The sequence below is a fragment of the Rhodoplanes sp. P11 genome (assembly GCF_964266735.1).
Lineage (GTDB): Bacteria > Pseudomonadota > Alphaproteobacteria > Rhizobiales > Xanthobacteraceae > Rhodoplanes > Rhodoplanes serenus.
The window spans coordinates 75,393-91,742 of the sequence record NZ_CAXWGY010000018.1; the positions used below are offsets into that span (position 1 = coordinate 75,393).

General features: G+C 69.7%; 14 protein-coding genes. 6 read left to right on the forward strand and 8 right to left on the reverse strand.

The genetic code is table 11. The features are described from left to right. Positions 1-24: 24 nt before the first annotated feature. Together ACFQUV_RS17170 and ACFQUV_RS17175 are read right to left on the reverse strand one after the other, a co-directional pair. Positions 25-1,122 carry a quinone-dependent dihydroorotate dehydrogenase gene (locus ACFQUV_RS17170; protein WP_129608915.1) on the reverse strand — a complete coding sequence of 366 codons (1,098 nt, stop codon included), beginning with the start codon at positions 1,120-1,122 and terminating at the stop codon, positions 25-27. Positions 1,123-1,202: 80 nt separating this feature from the next. Further along, complete coding sequence (locus ACFQUV_RS17175) at positions 1,203-2,564, reverse strand: tetratricopeptide repeat protein (RefSeq protein WP_129608916.1); 1,362 nt, start codon at positions 2,562-2,564, stop codon at positions 1,203-1,205. A 120-nt stretch (positions 2,565-2,684) separates the two neighbouring features. Here ACFQUV_RS17175 and ACFQUV_RS17180 point away from each other — a divergent pair, with 120 nt between their 5' ends. From ACFQUV_RS17180 to cysK, 3 genes are all read left to right on the forward strand, one after another. After that, the gene (locus ACFQUV_RS17180) at positions 2,685-5,384 is read left to right on the forward strand and encodes a ligase-associated DNA damage response DEXH box helicase (RefSeq protein WP_129608917.1); all 2,700 of its coding nucleotides are present in this window, start codon (positions 2,685-2,687) and stop codon (positions 5,382-5,384) included. Between the two features lie 76 nt (positions 5,385-5,460). Then, positions 5,461-6,234: a ligase-associated DNA damage response endonuclease PdeM gene (pdeM, locus tag ACFQUV_RS17185; protein WP_371851703.1), complete on the forward strand. Its 774-nt coding sequence runs from the start codon at positions 5,461-5,463 to the stop codon at positions 6,232-6,234. 237 nt (positions 6,235-6,471) lie between these two features. Next, the gene (cysK, locus tag ACFQUV_RS17190; protein ID WP_129608918.1) at positions 6,472-7,461 is read left to right on the forward strand and encodes a cysteine synthase A; all 990 of its coding nucleotides are present in this window, start codon (positions 6,472-6,474) and stop codon (positions 7,459-7,461) included. Positions 7,462-7,533: 72 nt separating this feature from the next. Here the strand turns inward: cysK and ACFQUV_RS17195 are convergent, their stop codons facing one another. The 3 genes from ACFQUV_RS17195 to ACFQUV_RS17205 all read right to left on the reverse strand — a co-directional run bounded on the left by ACFQUV_RS17195 (position 7,534) and on the right by ACFQUV_RS17205 (position 8,651). Continuing rightward, positions 7,534-7,716 carry a hypothetical protein gene (locus ACFQUV_RS17195; protein WP_129608919.1) on the reverse strand — a complete coding sequence of 61 codons (183 nt, stop codon included), beginning with the start codon at positions 7,714-7,716 and terminating at the stop codon, positions 7,534-7,536. 13 nt (positions 7,717-7,729) lie between these two features. Then, positions 7,730-7,987, reverse strand: a complete 258-nt coding sequence (locus ACFQUV_RS17200; protein WP_129608920.1) for a hypothetical protein — start codon at positions 7,985-7,987, stop codon at positions 7,730-7,732. A gap of 145 nt (positions 7,988-8,132) precedes the next feature. After that, entirely contained in the window at positions 8,133-8,651 is a 519-nt protein-coding gene (locus ACFQUV_RS17205) for a hypothetical protein (protein WP_129608921.1), read from the reverse strand. Positions 8,652-9,106: 455 nt separating this feature from the next. Between ACFQUV_RS17205 and ACFQUV_RS17210 the strand changes: the two genes are divergently transcribed. The 3 genes from ACFQUV_RS17210 (at position 9,107) to ACFQUV_RS17220 (ending at position 12,430) form a co-directional block, all read left to right on the forward strand. Next, positions 9,107-9,520 (forward strand): c-type cytochrome domain-containing protein, encoded by a 414-nt coding sequence (locus ACFQUV_RS17210; RefSeq protein ID WP_111384169.1) that lies wholly within the window; start codon positions 9,107-9,109, stop codon positions 9,518-9,520. Between the two features lie 328 nt (positions 9,521-9,848). After that, on the forward strand, positions 9,849-11,246 hold the full coding sequence (locus ACFQUV_RS17215; RefSeq protein ID WP_207211452.1) for a lipopolysaccharide biosynthesis protein: 1,398 nt from the start codon (positions 9,849-9,851) through the stop codon (positions 11,244-11,246). Between the two features lie 2 nt (positions 11,247-11,248). Next, positions 11,249-12,430 (forward strand): GNAT family N-acetyltransferase, encoded by a 1,182-nt coding sequence (locus ACFQUV_RS17220; RefSeq protein ID WP_129608922.1) that lies wholly within the window; start codon positions 11,249-11,251, stop codon positions 12,428-12,430. An 85-nt stretch (positions 12,431-12,515) separates the two neighbouring features. Here ACFQUV_RS17220 and ACFQUV_RS17225 read toward each other — a convergent pair whose 3' ends face one another. Genes ACFQUV_RS17225 through ACFQUV_RS17235 form a run of 3 tightly spaced genes read right to left on the reverse strand, consistent with a single transcriptional unit; the run spans position 12,516 to position 16,285 of the window. Then, on the reverse strand, positions 12,516-13,334 hold the full coding sequence (locus ACFQUV_RS17225; RefSeq protein WP_129608923.1) for a hypothetical protein: 819 nt from the start codon (positions 13,332-13,334) through the stop codon (positions 12,516-12,518). Then, complete coding sequence (locus ACFQUV_RS17230; protein ID WP_129608924.1) at positions 13,229-14,314, reverse strand: hypothetical protein; 1,086 nt, start codon at positions 14,312-14,314, stop codon at positions 13,229-13,231. The genes ACFQUV_RS17225 and ACFQUV_RS17230 overlap by 106 nt, the downstream gene beginning before the upstream one ends. Positions 14,315-14,356: 42 nt before the next feature. Further along, positions 14,357-16,285, reverse strand: coding sequence for a hypothetical protein (locus tag ACFQUV_RS17235; RefSeq protein ID WP_129608925.1), 1,929 nt, complete (start codon positions 16,283-16,285; stop codon positions 14,357-14,359). Positions 16,286-16,350: the final 65 nt, after the last annotated feature.

Sequence of the window (16,350 nt, forward strand, 5' to 3'; positions counted from 1 at the left end):
GGTCGCCGCCGCGATGCGAAGGGCTCACCTCACATCGACACCGACCACCTCGGAGATGTGCTTCACCCCGTCGCGATCCATCAGGTCGAGGAGACCGCGGGTCACCCGCCGCACCACGCCCGGCCCTTCGTAGACGAGCGCGGTGAGCAGCGCGACCAGCGACGCGCCCTTGCGGATCTTGGCGTAGGCATCCGCCGCGGTCGACACGCCGCCCGAGGCGAACAGCACGTAGCGGCCGCGGTCCATGCGGCGGCAGCATTCCACCAGGCAGTCGTCGAGCAGCGCCGCCGACGGCGGTCCGGAGACGGCGCCGGGCATTCGCTCCCACACGGCGCGCGGTGTCGTCAGGCCGGCCGGCTTGCCGCTCGGCAGGTTGAACATGAAGCCGGTGATCTTGCGGTGGCGGCCGACGATCTCCAGAAGCTGCTCGATCATGGCGACGCCGCCGAGCGGCGACACCTTCAGGAACGACGGCCGCGGCGCATAGTCGGTCTCGTCGAGCGCCGTCAGCCAGGCATCGAGGCGGACCGGATCGGCAAAGAAGTCGCGCCCGTCGGTGGTGTTGGGGCAGCTCAGGTTGAACATCAGATAGTCGGACACCGGCGCCAGCAGGCGCGCCGCCTGCATGTACTCGGCGATCAGCGCATCGTCGCAGATTACCGGCGCCCCGGGGCCGCGATTGGTGCCGACGATGTTCAGCCCGAGCGGCACCGGCAGCCGCTGGCCGGCGAGCCGGCGCGACACCGCCGCGGCGCCCGCGTTGGGCACCCCGTAGGCGACCGCGAGCGCCCGGTCGGCCGGCAGGCGGAACAGCCGCGGCGGCGGATTGCCGTTCGAGGGCTCGGCCGACACCGAGCCGACCTCGACGAAGCCGAAGCCGAGAGCCGCCAGGCTCGCCACCGCGTCGCCGTTCTTGTCGAAGCCGGCCGACAGGCCGATCGGGGTCGGGAACGTCAGGCCGCCGACCGTGACGGCGAGCCGCGGATCGTCGACCGCCGTCACGGCCCGGAGGAGTGGCGCCACGGCGCCGGCCCGCGCGGCGAGCCCGATCGCCAGATGGTGGACGCGCTCGGGATCGAGCCGGAACAGGGCCGGGCGCAGGACGGACGTGTAGAAGGACATCGGAGTTGCCGCGATCGTCGGACCCCGACCCTAGCCGGTTCGCGGCGGCGCCGATACGGAACGGCCCGCAATGCTGCCGGTCAGCCGGCGCGCGCCCCGCGGCGCAGCCCCACCACGACGGCGACGCGGTCGCGGCCCGCCTGGTGCTCGTGGACGGCGTCGTCCAGAAACTCCACCGAGAAACCCGCCGCCGCCGCGCTGCGCACCAGATGGCCGCGGCCGTGAACGAAGCAGCCACTCTGCCCGAGGCCGTCGAGCGGCCCGAGCGCGAAGCCGTCGGGATCGCGCTCGTCCGGGAACAGGGTGGCGGCGAGGACGCCGCCATCCCGCAGGGCCGAAGCCGCCGCCGCCAGCGCGGGCGCGAGATCGCCCACATGCACCAGCACGGCCGCCGCCGTGACGGCGTCGTAGGCGGCCGGCCGCGCCGCCAGGAAGTCGACCATCTCGGCGCGATGCAGAGCGTCATAGACACCTTTCGCCCGGGCCTGCGCCAGCATCGCGTCGGACAGGTCGACACCGTCGAGACGCCGCGCCAGCGGCCGCACCAGGGTGCCGACCAACCCGGTGCCGCAGCCGAGATCGACGACGTCGAGCCGCTCCGGCCCGGGCGCCAGGCGGGCGAGGGCGTCGGCGGTCAGGCGAGCGCCGCGATAGCCGAGCGGCCCCGCGGAGCCCGCATCCCAGCGGGCCGCCTGCCCGGCATAGAGGCTCTCGATCTGGCGATCCGAGGCGCGCGCCGGCAGCGGCCCGTCGCCGAGCGAGGCGAGCAGGAGGGCGACGCCGTCGCGGTCCTCGGGGTCCTGGCGGAGCGCCGCCTCGAAGCAGATGCGGGCCGGCGCCACGGCGCCGCAGCGAGCCAGCAGCAGGCCGAGCAGCCGGTGCGGCACGCCCGGCCGGTCGGCGAGCCGGGCCGCGATCTCGGCGCAGCCGAGCGCCCCCGCCACGTCGCCACGCTCCACCAGCGCCAGGCCGAGATGCACCTGACCCTGGATATCGAACGGTCGCAGCGCCACGGCCCGGCTCAGATGGGTGATCGCCTCGTCGAACGCCCCGAGAGTCGCCAGGGTGGTGCCGAGCGCCAGCAGCGCCTCCGCGAAGTCGGGCGCGAGCGCCAGCGCCTGCCGGTAATGGCCGATGGCGCCGGCCGTGTCGCCCTGGCGCGCGAGCGCATTGGCGAGATTGTTGTGGACCAGGGCGGCGCTCGGATCGGCGGCCAGGGCCTGGCGGAGATGGGCGATGGCCTCGTGAGGACGACCGAGCTCGGTCAGCAGGTTGGCCAGGTTGTTATGGACGATCGCCGACCGCGGCGCGATCTCCAGTGCCTCCTGGTAGCGGCGGACCGCCCCCGCGAGCTTGCCTTGCTGCTTCAGGGCGGCGGCATCGGCGCAGATCGCCTCGGCATTGCCCTGCTTGGCGGCCGCCCGCCGGTCGCGACGATTCATCCGCGCCCCCGTGGTTCGCAATCCGCCCGAGCCATAGCGGACAACCGTTTACTGTCCGTTAACCATGATGCGGCGGCTGGCCCGCTTGGAACGGGGGAGCCGCCGCGCTAGGACGGCCGGGTGAGCGACCCCGCCGCCCCCTCGCCGCCCGCCCTGCCGGTGCCTTTCGACCGCTGGTTCGCGGCCCGTGGCTGGACGCCGCGGCCACACCAGCTCGCGCTGCTCGCCGCCGCCCGCGCCGGCCGCTCGGCCCTGCTGATCGCCCCGACCGGGGCCGGCAAGACGCTGGCCGGCTTCCTGCCGACCCTGGTGGAGGTCGGGGAGCGGCGGTCCGGTGATCCGCAGCGCTCGCCGCGCACGCTGTCGCCCTCTCCCCCTGTGGGAGAGGGCGGCGAGCGACCCGAGGTCGCGAGCCGGGTGAGGGGTGACACGGCAACGCTCAGGCTCGACCCCTCACCCGGTCCCTCGCTGCGCTCGGGACCACCCTCTCCCACAAGGGGAGAGGGTTCAGGCAGCGTGCGTGGCGGCGGCCTGCACACCCTCTATGTCTCGCCCCTCAAGGCGCTCGCCGTCGACATCGCCCGCAACCTGGAGCAGCCGGTCGCCGAGATGGGGCTTCCGGTCCGCATCGAGACCCGCACCGGCGACACCCCGCCGAGCCGACGCCAGCGCCAGCGCCGCGACCCACCCGACATCCTGCTGACCACGCCCGAGCAGCTCGCACTGCTGCTGGCCAGCGCCGATGCGCCCTACCTGTTCGGCGACCTGCGCCGCGTCGTACTCGACGAGCTGCACGCCCTGGTCACCTCCAAGCGCGGCGATCTGCTGTCGCTCGGCCTCGCCCGCCTGTTCGCGCTGGCGCCGGGGCTGACGACGGTCGGGCTCTCCGCGACGGTGGCCGAGCCGCACGATCTGGCGCGCGTCCTGGTGCCGCAGCGACCGGGCGAGACGCACGCCGCCGAGATCGTCCAGGTCGGCGGCGGCGCCCCCCCGATCGTCGAGATGCTCGACACCGCCGAGCGGCTGCCCTGGGCCGGCCACTCCGCCTTGCACGCGCTCGCCGAGATCTACGCGATGATCGGCCGGCACCGCACCACGCTGGTCTTCGTCAACACCCGCAGCCAGGCCGAGATGCTGTTCCAGGCGCTGTGGCGGATCAACGACGACGGCCACGCCATCGCGCTCCATCACGGCTCCCTCGACGTCGCCCAGCGCCGCAAGGTCGAGGCCGCCATGGGCGAGGGCCGGCTGCGCGCCGTCGTCTGCACCTCGTCGCTCGATCTCGGCATCGACTGGGGCGACGTCGACCTGGTGATCAATGTGGGCGCCCCGAAAGGCGCGTCGCGGCTGACCCAGCGCATCGGCCGCGCCAACCACCGGCTCGACGAGCCGTCGCGCGCCGTGCTGGTGCCGGCCAACAGGTTCGAGGTGCTGGAGTGTCGCGCCGCCATCGAGGCGGTCGCCGAGAACGCCCAGGACACGCCGCCGCTGCGCACCGGCGCCCTCGACGTGCTGGCCCAGCATGTGCTCGGCCGCGCCTGCGCCGGGCCGTTCGCGGCCGACGACCTGTTCGCCGAGGTGCGCTCGGCCGCCCCCTATGCGGCGCTGTCGCGCGAGAGCTTCGATGCGGTGGTCGATTTCGTCGCCACCGGCGGCTACGCCCTGAAAGCCTACGAGCGCTTCTCCAAGATCCGACATGGCCGCGACGGGCATTGGCGCATCAGCCATCCGCAGGTGGCGCAGCGCTATCGGCTCAATGTCGGCACCATCGTCGAGGAGCCGATGATCAAGATCCGCCTGGTGCCGTCGCGCGGCGCGGCGGCGCGCGGCCCCTCGGGGGCGCTCCTGCGCGGCGGCCGGGTGCTCGGCGAGGTCGAGGAGTATTTCGTCGAGACGCTGGTGCCGGGCGACACCTTCGTGTTCGCCGGCGAGGTGCTGCGCTACGAGACGCTGGTGGAGAACGAGGCTTACGTCTCGCGCGCCGCCGCCGCCGACCCCAAGGTGCCGGCCTACATGGGCGGCAAGTTCCCGCTGTCGACCTATCTGGCGGCGCGGGTGCGCGACCTGATCGCGACGCCGGCCGCATGGCCGCGGCTGACCGGGCAGGTGCACGAATGGCTCGATCTGCAACGCCTGCGCTCGCGCGTGCCGAAGGCGGGCGATCTCCTGGTCGAGACGTTTCCGCGCGCCGACAAGCACTATCTGGTCTGCTACCCGTTCGAGGGGCGGCTGGCGCATCAGACGCTCGGCATGCTGCTGACCCGCAGGCTGGAGCGGGCGCGCCTGCGGCCGCTCGGCTTCGTCGCCAATGAATACGCACTCGCCGTGTGGGGGCTCGGCGACCTGAGCCTCGCGGTGACGCAGGACCGGCTGTCGCTCGCCGACCTGTTCGCCGAGGACATGCTGGGCGACGATCTCGAAGCTTGGCTCGCCGAATCGGCGCTGATGAAGCGCACCTTCCGCCAGTGTGCGGTGATCGCCGGGCTGATCGAGCGGCGCAGCGGCGGCGCCGAGAAGAGCCGCCGGCAGGTGACGATCTCGACCGACCTCGTCTACGACGTGCTGCGCAAGCACCAGCCCGACCATCTGCTGCTGCGGGCCGCCCGGGCCGAGGCCGCCACCGGGCTGCTTGACATTCGCCGGCTCGGTTTGCTGCTCTCGCGGGTGAGGGGGCGAATCGTCCACGAGCCGTTGCCGCGCGTGTCTCCGCTCGCCGTGCCGGTGATGCTGGAGATCGGGCGCGAGCCGGTGCATGGCGAAGCCTCGGAGGCTCTGCTGGCGGAAGCCGAAGCGGACCTGGTCAGGGAGGCGATGGGGTGACGGCACGGCTCGGCGAACGCCGGTCGCGCGGAGATCTCGCGCGGCCATCGAGGGTCTTCGGCGCGAGGGCGCCGCGGTGAGGGACGCCCGCACCATCGCGCCGGCCGCCGCCGACGGTGGCGCCACCGACGGCGGTGCCGCCGCGGTGGCGGGCACCACCCTGGTGGTCGCCGGCGTGCCGCTGGTGGCCGACCTTTCGGGCGCGCTGTGGTGGCCGGCGCGGCGGACCCTGGTGGTGGCCGACCTGCATCTCGAGAAGGGCTCGGCCTGCGCGGTCCGCGGCGCCCTGCTGCCGCCGTTCGACACCGCCGAGACGCTAGAGCGGCTCGCCTGGGTGATCGGCTTCTACGATCCGGCGCGGGTGATCGCCCTCGGCGACTCGTTCCACGACGGTGAGGGTGCCGACCGCCTCGCCGCCGAGAACCGCGCCCATCTGCGCACCCTCCAGAGCGGCCGCGACTGGGTGTGGATCGCCGGCAACCACGATCCCGAGCCGGCTCGCGCGGTCGGCGGCCGCTTCGCCGACACGCTCGTCGACGGGCCGCTGCTGTTCCGCCACGAGCCGAGCGCCGCCAGCCCGGCCACTGGCAGCCTGGCCGCCCCGGTTGGCGAGATCGCCGGCCATCTGCACCCCTGCGCCCGCATCGTCCAGCGCGGCCGCAGCCTGACCCGGCGCTGCTTCGCCACCGACGGGCGGCGGCTGGTGATGCCGGCCTTCGGGGCCTACACGGGCGGCCTCAGCGTGCGTCACCGGGCCTTCGCCCGGGTGTTCGGCGGCGACGCCTTCACCACGCATCTGATCGGCGACAGCCGCCTCTACACGGTGCCGGCGGTGCGCTGCATCGCCTGAGTGCATTGCCTGACGGACCGGCACGACCGCACGGCACCGCGGTGCCCGCCTCGCACCGTCACGCGAGTCACGATCGTCCTGCCGGCCGGTGCCGGCGGAGGGCGATCTGTCGCGACGGTGTCATCCGGTAGGATGATTTTTCGTTCTACGACCCTCATGTTGTCGAGGGGAGACGATCATTCTAGGACTCGTGCCGAAGGGCGGACCGCGGGTCCGTCACCGCAGTGGAGAGACCTCATGGCCGAAGCCGCGCGCAAGCCGCTGTCGTCCTCGCCGGCCCGCGCCCCCGGGCGCGGACGCATCTTCGACTCGATCACCGACACCATCGGCGACACCCCCCTGGTGCGCCTGCACCGCCTGCCCCAGCTCCAGGGCGTCAAGGCCAACATCCTGGCCAAGCTGGAATTCTTCAACCCGATCGCGAGCGTGAAGGACCGCATCGGCGTCGCCATGATCGACGCGCTCGAGGCCGAGGGGCGGCTGACGCCCGACTCGGTGCTGATCGAGCCGACCTCCGGCAACACCGGCATCGCGCTCGCCTTCGTGGCGGCGGCGCGCGGCTATCGGCTGGTCCTGGTGATGCCGGAATCGATGTCGATCGAGCGCCGCAAGATGCTGGCGCTGCTCGGCGCCGAGCTGGTGCTGACGCCGGCCGCCCAGGGCATGAGCGGCGCCGTCGCCAAGGCCGACGAGCTGGCGCGCGAGACCCCCAACGCCATCATCCCGCAGCAGTTCCGCAATCCCGCCAACCCGGAGATCCACCGGCACACCACCGCCGAGGAGATCTGGAACGACACCGACGGCCAGCTCGACGTGTTCGTCTCCGGCGTCGGCACCGGCGGCACCATCACGGGCGTCGGCCAGGTGCTCAAGCCGCGGCGGCCGTCGCTGAAGATCGTCGCGGTCGAGCCGGAGGACAGCCCGGTGCTGTCCGGCGGCAAGGCGGGCCCGCACAAGATCCAGGGCATCGGCGCCGGCTTCGTGCCCGACGTGCTCGATCGCAGCGTCATCGACGAGGTGGTGACGGTCGGCAACCAGACGGCGTTCGAGACGGCGCGGGCGCTGGCGCGCTACGAGGGCATCCCGGCCGGCATCTCGTCGGGGGCGGCGGTCGCGGCCGCCCTCAAGATCGGCGCCCGGCCGGAATATGCCGGCAAGACCATCGTGACGGTGCTGCCCTCCTTCGCCGAGCGCTATCTGTCCACCGCGCTGTTCGAAGGACTCTGAGCTCGGGGCGCCACCCGGCACGGCGCCAGACCACGCGGCGCCAAACGACGCGGCGGCTCGCCGCCGTGTTGGTCACCGAGCGCCGCCAGGCGGCGGATCGCTCGGGCCATGATCGGGCGAGCGCAGTTCGGCGGCCGCGCGCAAGCGTGACGCATCGCGGCGTCGCTCGCGGCGGATCGAGACGAGCTGCCACACGCCGAGCCCGATCGCGGTGCCCGAGAACAAAATCTCGATCGCGACGATCTGCCAGTCCATCGTGCTGCGGCGGCTACCGGCGCGGGCCGGGGAGAGTCGATGCTGCGGACGACGATGCGACAGTCGATGATGCTGCGGTTGATGATCCCGCGGACGACGACGCCGCGGACGTTGCACGGCTGGTCGGTGCGGCCGCACGATCCCGGCGCAGGCCGCGCAGCTCGCGCAGCCCGAAGCCGAACACCACAGCGAGCACCAACACCAGCTCGATCAGCACCAGCGTGTTGCCGGATTCGCTTCCGTCCACGCACGACTCCTGGGTTGCGATCAACTAACGGAATCCGACCCAACGGGATCGGACTCCGCTCTAGACGTCCTTATTCGATCGCATTCTCGACGGCAAACCGGAGTCCACTTCGCCGGAAAATGCTCTAGCTCCGACACCGGGTCCGACGACGGAGCGACCCGGCCGATCGTCACCCGGCGCGATTCGTCGGCACCGGCCCGGGCACCGGCCCGTCCGTCGCCGGCTGCGGCGGGCCGCGGTCGTTGGCCGGCAGGCCCATATAGGCCGGCATCGCACCCGCCCCGGCCGGAGCAGCCGCGATGCCTGCGGCTGCCGCGGCCTCGGCGGCGGCCGCCTCCGCGGCCACGAGATCGCTCGTCCGATAGGTGGTGCGCAGGCTCATCCAGGCGCCGTAGCCGGCCAGCATGAACAGCACCCCGGCGACGTCGAAGTAGGACAGCACGTCCTCGCCGTCGAGCATCACGAACAGCACCACGGTCTTGATCGCGGCATAGACCAGGAAGGCGAGGATGATCGGCCGCATGATCTCGCGGAACGCGGCGACCGAGCGCAACCCGGGCTCGCCCGGCACGATGCCGCGCGCCGCCGCGGCGGCCCGCGCCGCCAGCACGCGGCGCTTGTGCAGGACGGCCGCGACGAACAGCGCCGCGCCGGCCGCGAAGAAGACGATGCCGACCCAGTATCGCATGGCGTGACCCCGATCTCGACGACCTGGTCGGACGACCCGGTTCGACGATGCTTCGATTCCGAGGATGCGACTCGACCCGCACATTCGTCTCGACGACGCGGCCGGAGGGACCCGATCCGCGATCGAAGATCCGCGACCACGATCGACGAGACAATTCGACGACGATTCGAATCGAGCATGCCGCCCTGATCTCGCGCCAGCGCATCACGACGTCGCCGCCAAGGCAAATCACATGGCCGCGGGCGGCGGATGTGGCCGAGGTGGCGCCGCCATGCGGGTTCCGGCCGGCTGGGGCGCATCGGCTTCGCGCTCTCCCTGATTGTTTTCCTCCCGAACGGTCCTAGCATCGCCCTGCGGGGGCCGCCTCCGCTGTGTCCGGCACGACGTGCCCCCGCCCGTCCGGACTCCTCGATCGACAGCGCTGGCACTCACACGGTGAGATGAGGAGACGAACAATGACGAGATGGCTGCGGGGCATCACTGCCGTCGTCGCCGTTCTGGCAGCCGCCACGCTGCCGTTCGACGCCGACGCCCAGAGCTCGAAACCGGCCAAGAAGAAGGCGCCGACGGTCAGCTTCCAGGAGGACATCGTGCCGATCCTCAAGGGGCGTTGCGTCGACTGCCATCAGCCGGGCGGCGCCGGCTTCGACGCCAGCGGGCTGGACCTGCGGACGCATGCGGGCCTGATGAAGGGCACCAAGTTCGGTCCCATGGTGGTGGCCGGCGATGCCGATGCGTCGAGCCTGATGGCGCTGCTCGACTGGCGGGTGAAGCCCGAGATCCGGATGCCGCACGGCTCCAAGAAGCTGTCGACCTGCGACCGCGACGTCATTCGGCGGTGGATTCAGGAAGGCGCGCTGAACAACTGATCGGGCCCCGGACCGCCGGACGGCACGGTCGACCGTCCGGCGCCGGGAACCGGCCTCGCCATGGAGCGGGCGATCTCGTGCGGCCGATCTCGTCTGGCCATCTCCGCATGAGACGGGCGGGCGATGGTCGCGTGCATGGCCCGGTCCGGCGCCGCCGCGGCGGGCGGGGGGTGTTCCCGCTGCGGAGCGGGCTTGCGGATGCGGTCGCGCCGGTTGATCCTGGCAGTCGTGGCCCTCGAAAGCCGCGTCGCGGGCCGTGACCACGGCGAACCGAACGTTAACGGCCGCCCGCTAGGCTCCGCCGGAACTGCGCGCGGCGGAGGGACCCGTGGCCTTGAGCGAGATCGATCACGGCCGCGGAGCTCGGGCGTCGCGGCTGGCCGCGCTGGCCGGCCGCCTGGCGTCGCGCCTGGCCGCTTGGCGGCACGACGACAGCGACCGCTCGGTCGCCCAGCGCAGCGCCGGCTCCGCCTTCCTGATCCGCGTCGCGAGCGCCGGCATCGTCTTCGTCACCCAGATCCTGCTGGCCCGCTGGATGGGCCGCTTCGAGTTCGGCATCTACGTCTCGGTGTGGGCGTGGGCGAGCGTGCTCGGGCCGCTGGCGGCGCTCGGCATCGCCCACGCGGCACAGCGCTTCATTCCGGAGTATCGCCTGGGCGGCGATCTCGACGGCCTGCGCGGCTTTCTCTCCGGCAGCCGCTGGCTGTGCTTCGGCCTCGGCGCCGGCGCCGGCGCCCTGGTGGCGGCGGCCGTGCTGGTCTCCGACCTGGTGCCGCCCGCCTTCGTGGTGCCGTTCCTGGTCTGCGCCGCCATCCTGCCGGTGTTCACCCTCAGCATGATGCAGGACGGCATCGCCCGCTCGTTCGACTGGGTCAATCTCGCGCTGGTGCCGCTGTTCGTCGTGCAGCCGGTGATGATCCTCGCCGTGATGGGCGGCCTGAAGCTGTTCGACGGCCCGATGGATGCCGTCGCGGCGCTCGTCACCGCCGGCGTCGCCATGTGGCTCGTCACCCTCGCCCAGACGCTGCTGCTCGGGCGCCGGCTCGCCGGCGCGGTGCCGCCCGGCCGCCGCCGCCACGATCTGCGCCACTGGCTGGCGGTGTCGCTACCGGTGTTCGTGGTCGACGGCTTCTTCCTGCTGCTGTTCTACGTCGACATCCTGGTGCTCCAGCTCTATGTCGACCCGCGCGAGGTGGCGATCTACTACGCGGCCAGCAAGACGCTGTCGCTCGTCCACTTCATCTCGTTCGCGGTCGGTGCCGCGGTGGCGCACCGCTTCAGCGCCTATCACGTCACCGGCGAGCGCGAGAAGCTGGAAGGCTTCATCGCCGACGCGGTGCGTTGGACGTTCTGGCCGACGCTCGCCTTCGGGCTGCTGCTCATCGTCCTCGGCAAGCCGATCCTGATGCTATTCGGCCCCGGCTTCGAGGCCGGCTATCCGCTGATCGCCATCATCATGATCGGGCTGATCGCACGCGGCGCCGTCGGGCCGGCCGAGCGGCTGCTCAACATGACCGGGCAGCAGCGCCTGTGCGCCGTCGTCTACGCGGTGGCGCTCGCCACCAACCTGACGCTGTGCGTCGTGCTGATCCCGCGCCAGGGGATCTTCGGGGCCGCCTGGGCGACGGCCGGCGCCGTGGTGGTGGAATCGCTCCTGCTGTTCCTCGTGGTGAAGCGGCGGCTCGGCCTGCACGCCTTCGTGTGGCAGCCGCGCCGGCGCGGCTGACCATGTGGTCGGCGCCCGACGGCGCGTTGCGGACGACGTGGCGGAGCCTCGCCGAGCTCGTGGCGCCCTCCGGCGGCGGCGGCGATGACGGCGACGAAGACGGTGACGCCCTGTGCTCCGGCTGGGCCGCCCTCGCGGCCCGGGCGATCGAGCCCAACGTCTTCTACGGGCCGGCGGTCGCGGCCGCCGCCGCCCCGCTCTACGGGGCCGATGTCGTGGTCCTGCTGGTGCACGGGCCGGACGGCGACCTCGTCGGCTTGCTGCCGCTGCGGCCGACACGGCGACGCTACGGCCTGCCGGTCGCGGTCGTCACCGGCTGGAGCCATCCGTTCGGGCCGCTCGGAACGCCGCTGATCGATCCGGCCGACCCGGCCGGCATCGCCGGCGTCATGCTGGATGCGGTGGCGACGCGCTTCGGCGCGGCGCCGCTGCTGCTGCCGCATTTCCCGGAGGACGGGCCGGTCGCCGCCGCCTTCGACACCGCGCTGGCGGCGCGCCGCGGCCGTGTGATGGCGTTCGACCGCCATGCCCGCGCCGTGCTGCGGCGCCCCGCCTCGCCCGGCGATCCCGCCGCGATCACCGACCCGCGCCGCAAGGAGCACGCCCGCCAGCGCCGTCGCCTCGCCGAGCACGGCCGCCTCGCCTTCGACATGGCGACCACACCGCACGAGGTCACGGCGGCGCTCGCCGACGTCCTGGCGCTGGAGACGCGCGGCTGGAAGGGTCGCGCCGGCACGGCGGCGGCGCAGACGCCAGGCCAGCAGGCGCTGGTCACGGCGGCCGTCGCGACTCTGGCGGCGGCGAGCGCCGCCCGGGTGGCGCGCCTGCGGCTCGGCGACCGCACCGTCGCGGCCGGCATCGTGCTGGTCGCCGGCCCGACCGCCTGGTTCTGGAAGACCGCCTACGACGAGGCGCTGGCCAGATACTCGCCGGGTGTGCTGCTCACCCTCGATCTCTCGGCGGCACTGCTGGACGACCCGCAGATCGCGCTGGTGGATTCCTGTGCGATCGCCGGCCATCCGATGATCGACCGCCTGTGGGGCGGACGGCGTACCCTGTCCGATCGCCTGATCGGCTTCGACCCGGGCCTGCGCTTCGCCCTGGTGGGCCGGCTGGAGACCGCCCGCCGGACCGCCCTCGGGACGGCCCGCCGCGTGCGCGACGCGATGCGGCGCCGCGGGTAGAAGGCATGACTACCAGCAGATCATCGGCGCCCGGCCCGCCATATTCGGGCCGCACGATATCGGCGATGCGTTGAGGGTGGAGGTCTCATTTCTGTAGCCATCCAATCAACATCCCCAGAAAGCCGACGCCGATCAGAGCCTTCAGGGCGATGTCCTGAAACGTCGAACGTTGGCTCGGCAGCGCCCCACGCACCAAGCCCAAACCAAGCCCTCCGAACGCCACAAGAACCACGCCTATTGCCGTCAACTGCCATCTTACTTTGTCCCAGTAACCTCCCTCTGCCACCGTCGCTCCTCGCTGACCCAATGCCTTTATGCTCTCGCCATCGAATAGTACGTTCATTCCCAAAAATGCGAACGCCAATCCGAAGACCACGCCGATCGACGCCACTCCGGCCAACCCGTTCGCGGTCTCGGTCTGATATCGCTGTTCCTTCGACAGCAGAAACTGACTTGCTGCTTCGATATCCGCCTTCAGCTCATTGAATGGCACATCGATTCGAACGGCATTCCGCCATTTCTCGACCAGCTCGTGTGCCTGCGTTGCGTTCGACAAGACCACGAATCTGAAATTGGCGACGTATCCTAGAAACGCTCGTTCGATAGCCGAAATATTACCGACAACCCCATCGCCGCTGACTTTTGAGGATGAGGATTGAACCGCGGCATCGAGAAGTCGCCTGACCCTATCTTTCATGATCAGCAGAGAGGCGAACTCTACGACGATCTGTCGGCCGATCTGGAGGTACTGACGTCTGAAATGATGAACAAGATCTTCATCGAAAAACAACCCTGCTCCTACAACGGCGAAATGATGGCGGGCAAAGACATAGCGCGTAGATGCGATGGTGGCGTCGGACGGAAAGAAGCGATCGTAGCATGCGGCGCGCTCGAAATCGTGCATAAAACTCGGCGCGTACGGAAGTGGGGAATCATCCGAAGCATCGACGTAACACAGCCGGTACCAATCCCGCGCGAGATCGACCACAGCGCGGCCTTATTATCCACACCTTCTTTGGTAAGTGATACATAGGTCATGATAGGGATGCGGGTCTCGATCGCACTCGTCCACGTCGCGCCATCAACCTCTCCGGCTTTGCCGTATCCGGCGATGCGCAACGGACTCAGGATCGCTGCCCAATGACGCAAGACCGGAGTCGTTCGGTGCTTCGCGACGAATGCATCCGGATTGCCCAGGTCGAGGTCACCGGGCACAATATCGAGATTGCCCCAACTCACTCTCTCGCCCGGAGCGTGCGTTTGCATCGGCCCACTGAGTTGAACGGACGCGACATAGTCGAGCACGTCGGCGAGCGTGAGCGCCGCAGAGCGAGATTGCCGATCGCTGAATTCGATCTTACTCGGAGTGCTCGTCTCCAGCACCAAGAGGGCGAGACCGTTGTCGTAAAGGAAGAGATCACACCGTTCGACATGGCTTAGGACCGAACGTCCGCTCGCGAGCGGTACCGTCAGTGGCCCGGGATTCCGCGATCTGCGAAAGAGCCGGACAGCCGGCGCTTCAGGTGTTCTTTCACCAAAGAGAACTGGTTGAACAAATTCGTGAAAATACGCGAACTCCTCGTAACGGGACCGAGGGTCGCGCTCCGCTGATCCCGCGTGGTCGCGCAAGTCCGGGACGAGTTGCCAATCTTCGGACCTCTGGAGGTCGTCGAGGACTTCAGCAACGGCCTGCGGCACTCCTTTCGGATCGAGGAGCGTTTTGTTACAGACGCGAAGCGCGAGGGGATAAAGGAATATCTGCCGAAGCGCCGCAACCTCGATATCTCTCGCGACCTTCCATTGATCGGGTCGATAGAGCGAAGGGTTCGATCCGAGCCATTCGTCGGGCCAGCCACGCGGCCATTGCTCCGGAACCGCTGCCATTGCGTCCTCCACCTATTTCGAGACGACTCCATCGCTCGGTTGTCAGTACGAGAACAGCGCTTTGATCGGAGCCGGATAGGCGAAGGCAGCAGCACATAAGGCCATAAAGCCGAACCAGAGAAGGACACGACCGATGGAAGGGACGTTTTTCGTGCCACGCCGGTCGAAGTCGAATGCCCGGATCAAAGCTCCTCCGAGCACCGAGAGCACCCCGATTGTCGCGGCGGCAATCGCCAGCTGCTTGGAGAGTTCGACGGGCGCCGCCTCGCCCTCGAAGATTGCTCGAAGCGTCTCGGGGTTGAAGACGACATTCATGCCGAGCGCGCTGAACGCCAAGCCGAACACGACACCGATAGTGGCCACCTGTGAGAGCTTGACGGCCTCCAGGCTGGTCCGTGTCTGTGCTTGCGTAGACAGGAATTCGTTCGCTGTATGGATTTCACTCCGGAGATCATCGAACATTCGGGCCAAGTCCAGCCGGTCGCGCCAGAGGTCGAAAATCTCGCGCCCTTGGATTTGGTTCGACACGCCAGTGAAACGAAACCGATGCACGAAATGCAAGAACTGCTCTTCGATCCCAGAAAGAGCATCCTGAAGGTTTCCGTGCGCCCTCTGGAGGCCATGGCATTCGACAGCCCGGCTGATCTGCGACGAAAAGGCGAGCAGGGTCGCCTGCTCGAAATGAAGAAGGAGACCCATCTGAAAATAGTGGCGCCGAACATAATTCATAACGTACATGTTAAAATGACTACCGGACCCCACGGCGACAAAAGCAGTCCCTGAAATCAGGAACAACGTGCCCATCGATCGGAAGCGGGCATAGGCGTGCTTCGTCCAAAGCATGTCACCAAGAAATTCGCGATCGTAGGGGTAGTCCTGTTCTCCCGAACCGCTTCCGTCGGCAAAACAGAGACGGATCAGGTCGCTTTCTTGCACAATTTTAGTGATGTCACACGTCCGGAACTTGTCTTCGGCGTTTGGTGAGTCGTGACCGGATGTGAGGGAAATCGTCGCTATGGTCGGCATTCGCTCATCGACCACCTGATGCCACCGACCTGTGCCCTCGCCAGGGTCTCCATCGATGGCAAGAGCGTTGTCCAGAAGACACTTCCAATGGGGCAAGATGGGTGGGCGTCGCCGACCGTCCGCGTCGGGGTGTTGAACAAGGGCTTCCACCTCGGCCTGCGACGAACAGCTGTTACCGGCCCCGGGTGTCGCCCCGACGATCTGAGAAGAAGAGTCGAGCTCGGCATCATGACGGAATTCAATTGCAAGCCGTACCGGGACTTCGGCCTCCGGAACGGCCGGTCGGTAGGGCACGTAAACGCGACGAACGAGCTCGTGAAAATCCTGCACCTGGGCCAGGGTCCAGCCGCTGGTGCCGTCCGCGCCCGACGGCGCCCACAGCTCCAGCACCAGGATGGCGACGCCGGTGCGGAACAGATAGAGATTGAGGCGCTCGACCGTGAGCCGCTTGTCTGTCGCGCCGTTCTTCGTGCCGATGGTCACCTCGGCGAAACGAAGGTCGTCGCGCTGGAACAGATGGAACGGCGCATCGCGCCCGTCGGCCTGCTTGCGGAACAGGAAGCTCTGCACGAACTCGTGGAAGTACACCGTCTCGGCATAGGCCGCGTTCTTCCAGGCGGCCACCTCCTCGGCCTTGCTGGGCATCGGGATGTGGTGCAGCGGGTCGGGCTGGTGGCGCCAGCGGGTCGTCTGCTTCTGCTCACGCCGGCGCAGCGCCTCGGCCACGTCCCGCACGGCATCCGCCATGGCCCGGGCCTCGCAGTTCCGGCCGCTCAGATGCAACGTCAGCGGCCACAGCAGGATGAAGCGCGCCTCGCGCACCGGAATGCCGCCCGCCGGACGGGACGGCGCGGCGGCGGGTCGGTTCGGCGCCGGCCCGGCGCCGTCGCTCGGCGTGTCGCTCGAAACTCCGGTCGAGGTGTCGGTCGGCACATCTGTGGTCATGTCGAACGCTCGCTGGCCGGCTGTCGTGCCGGACCATAGATGTCCGGCGACCCACGGACAATTTC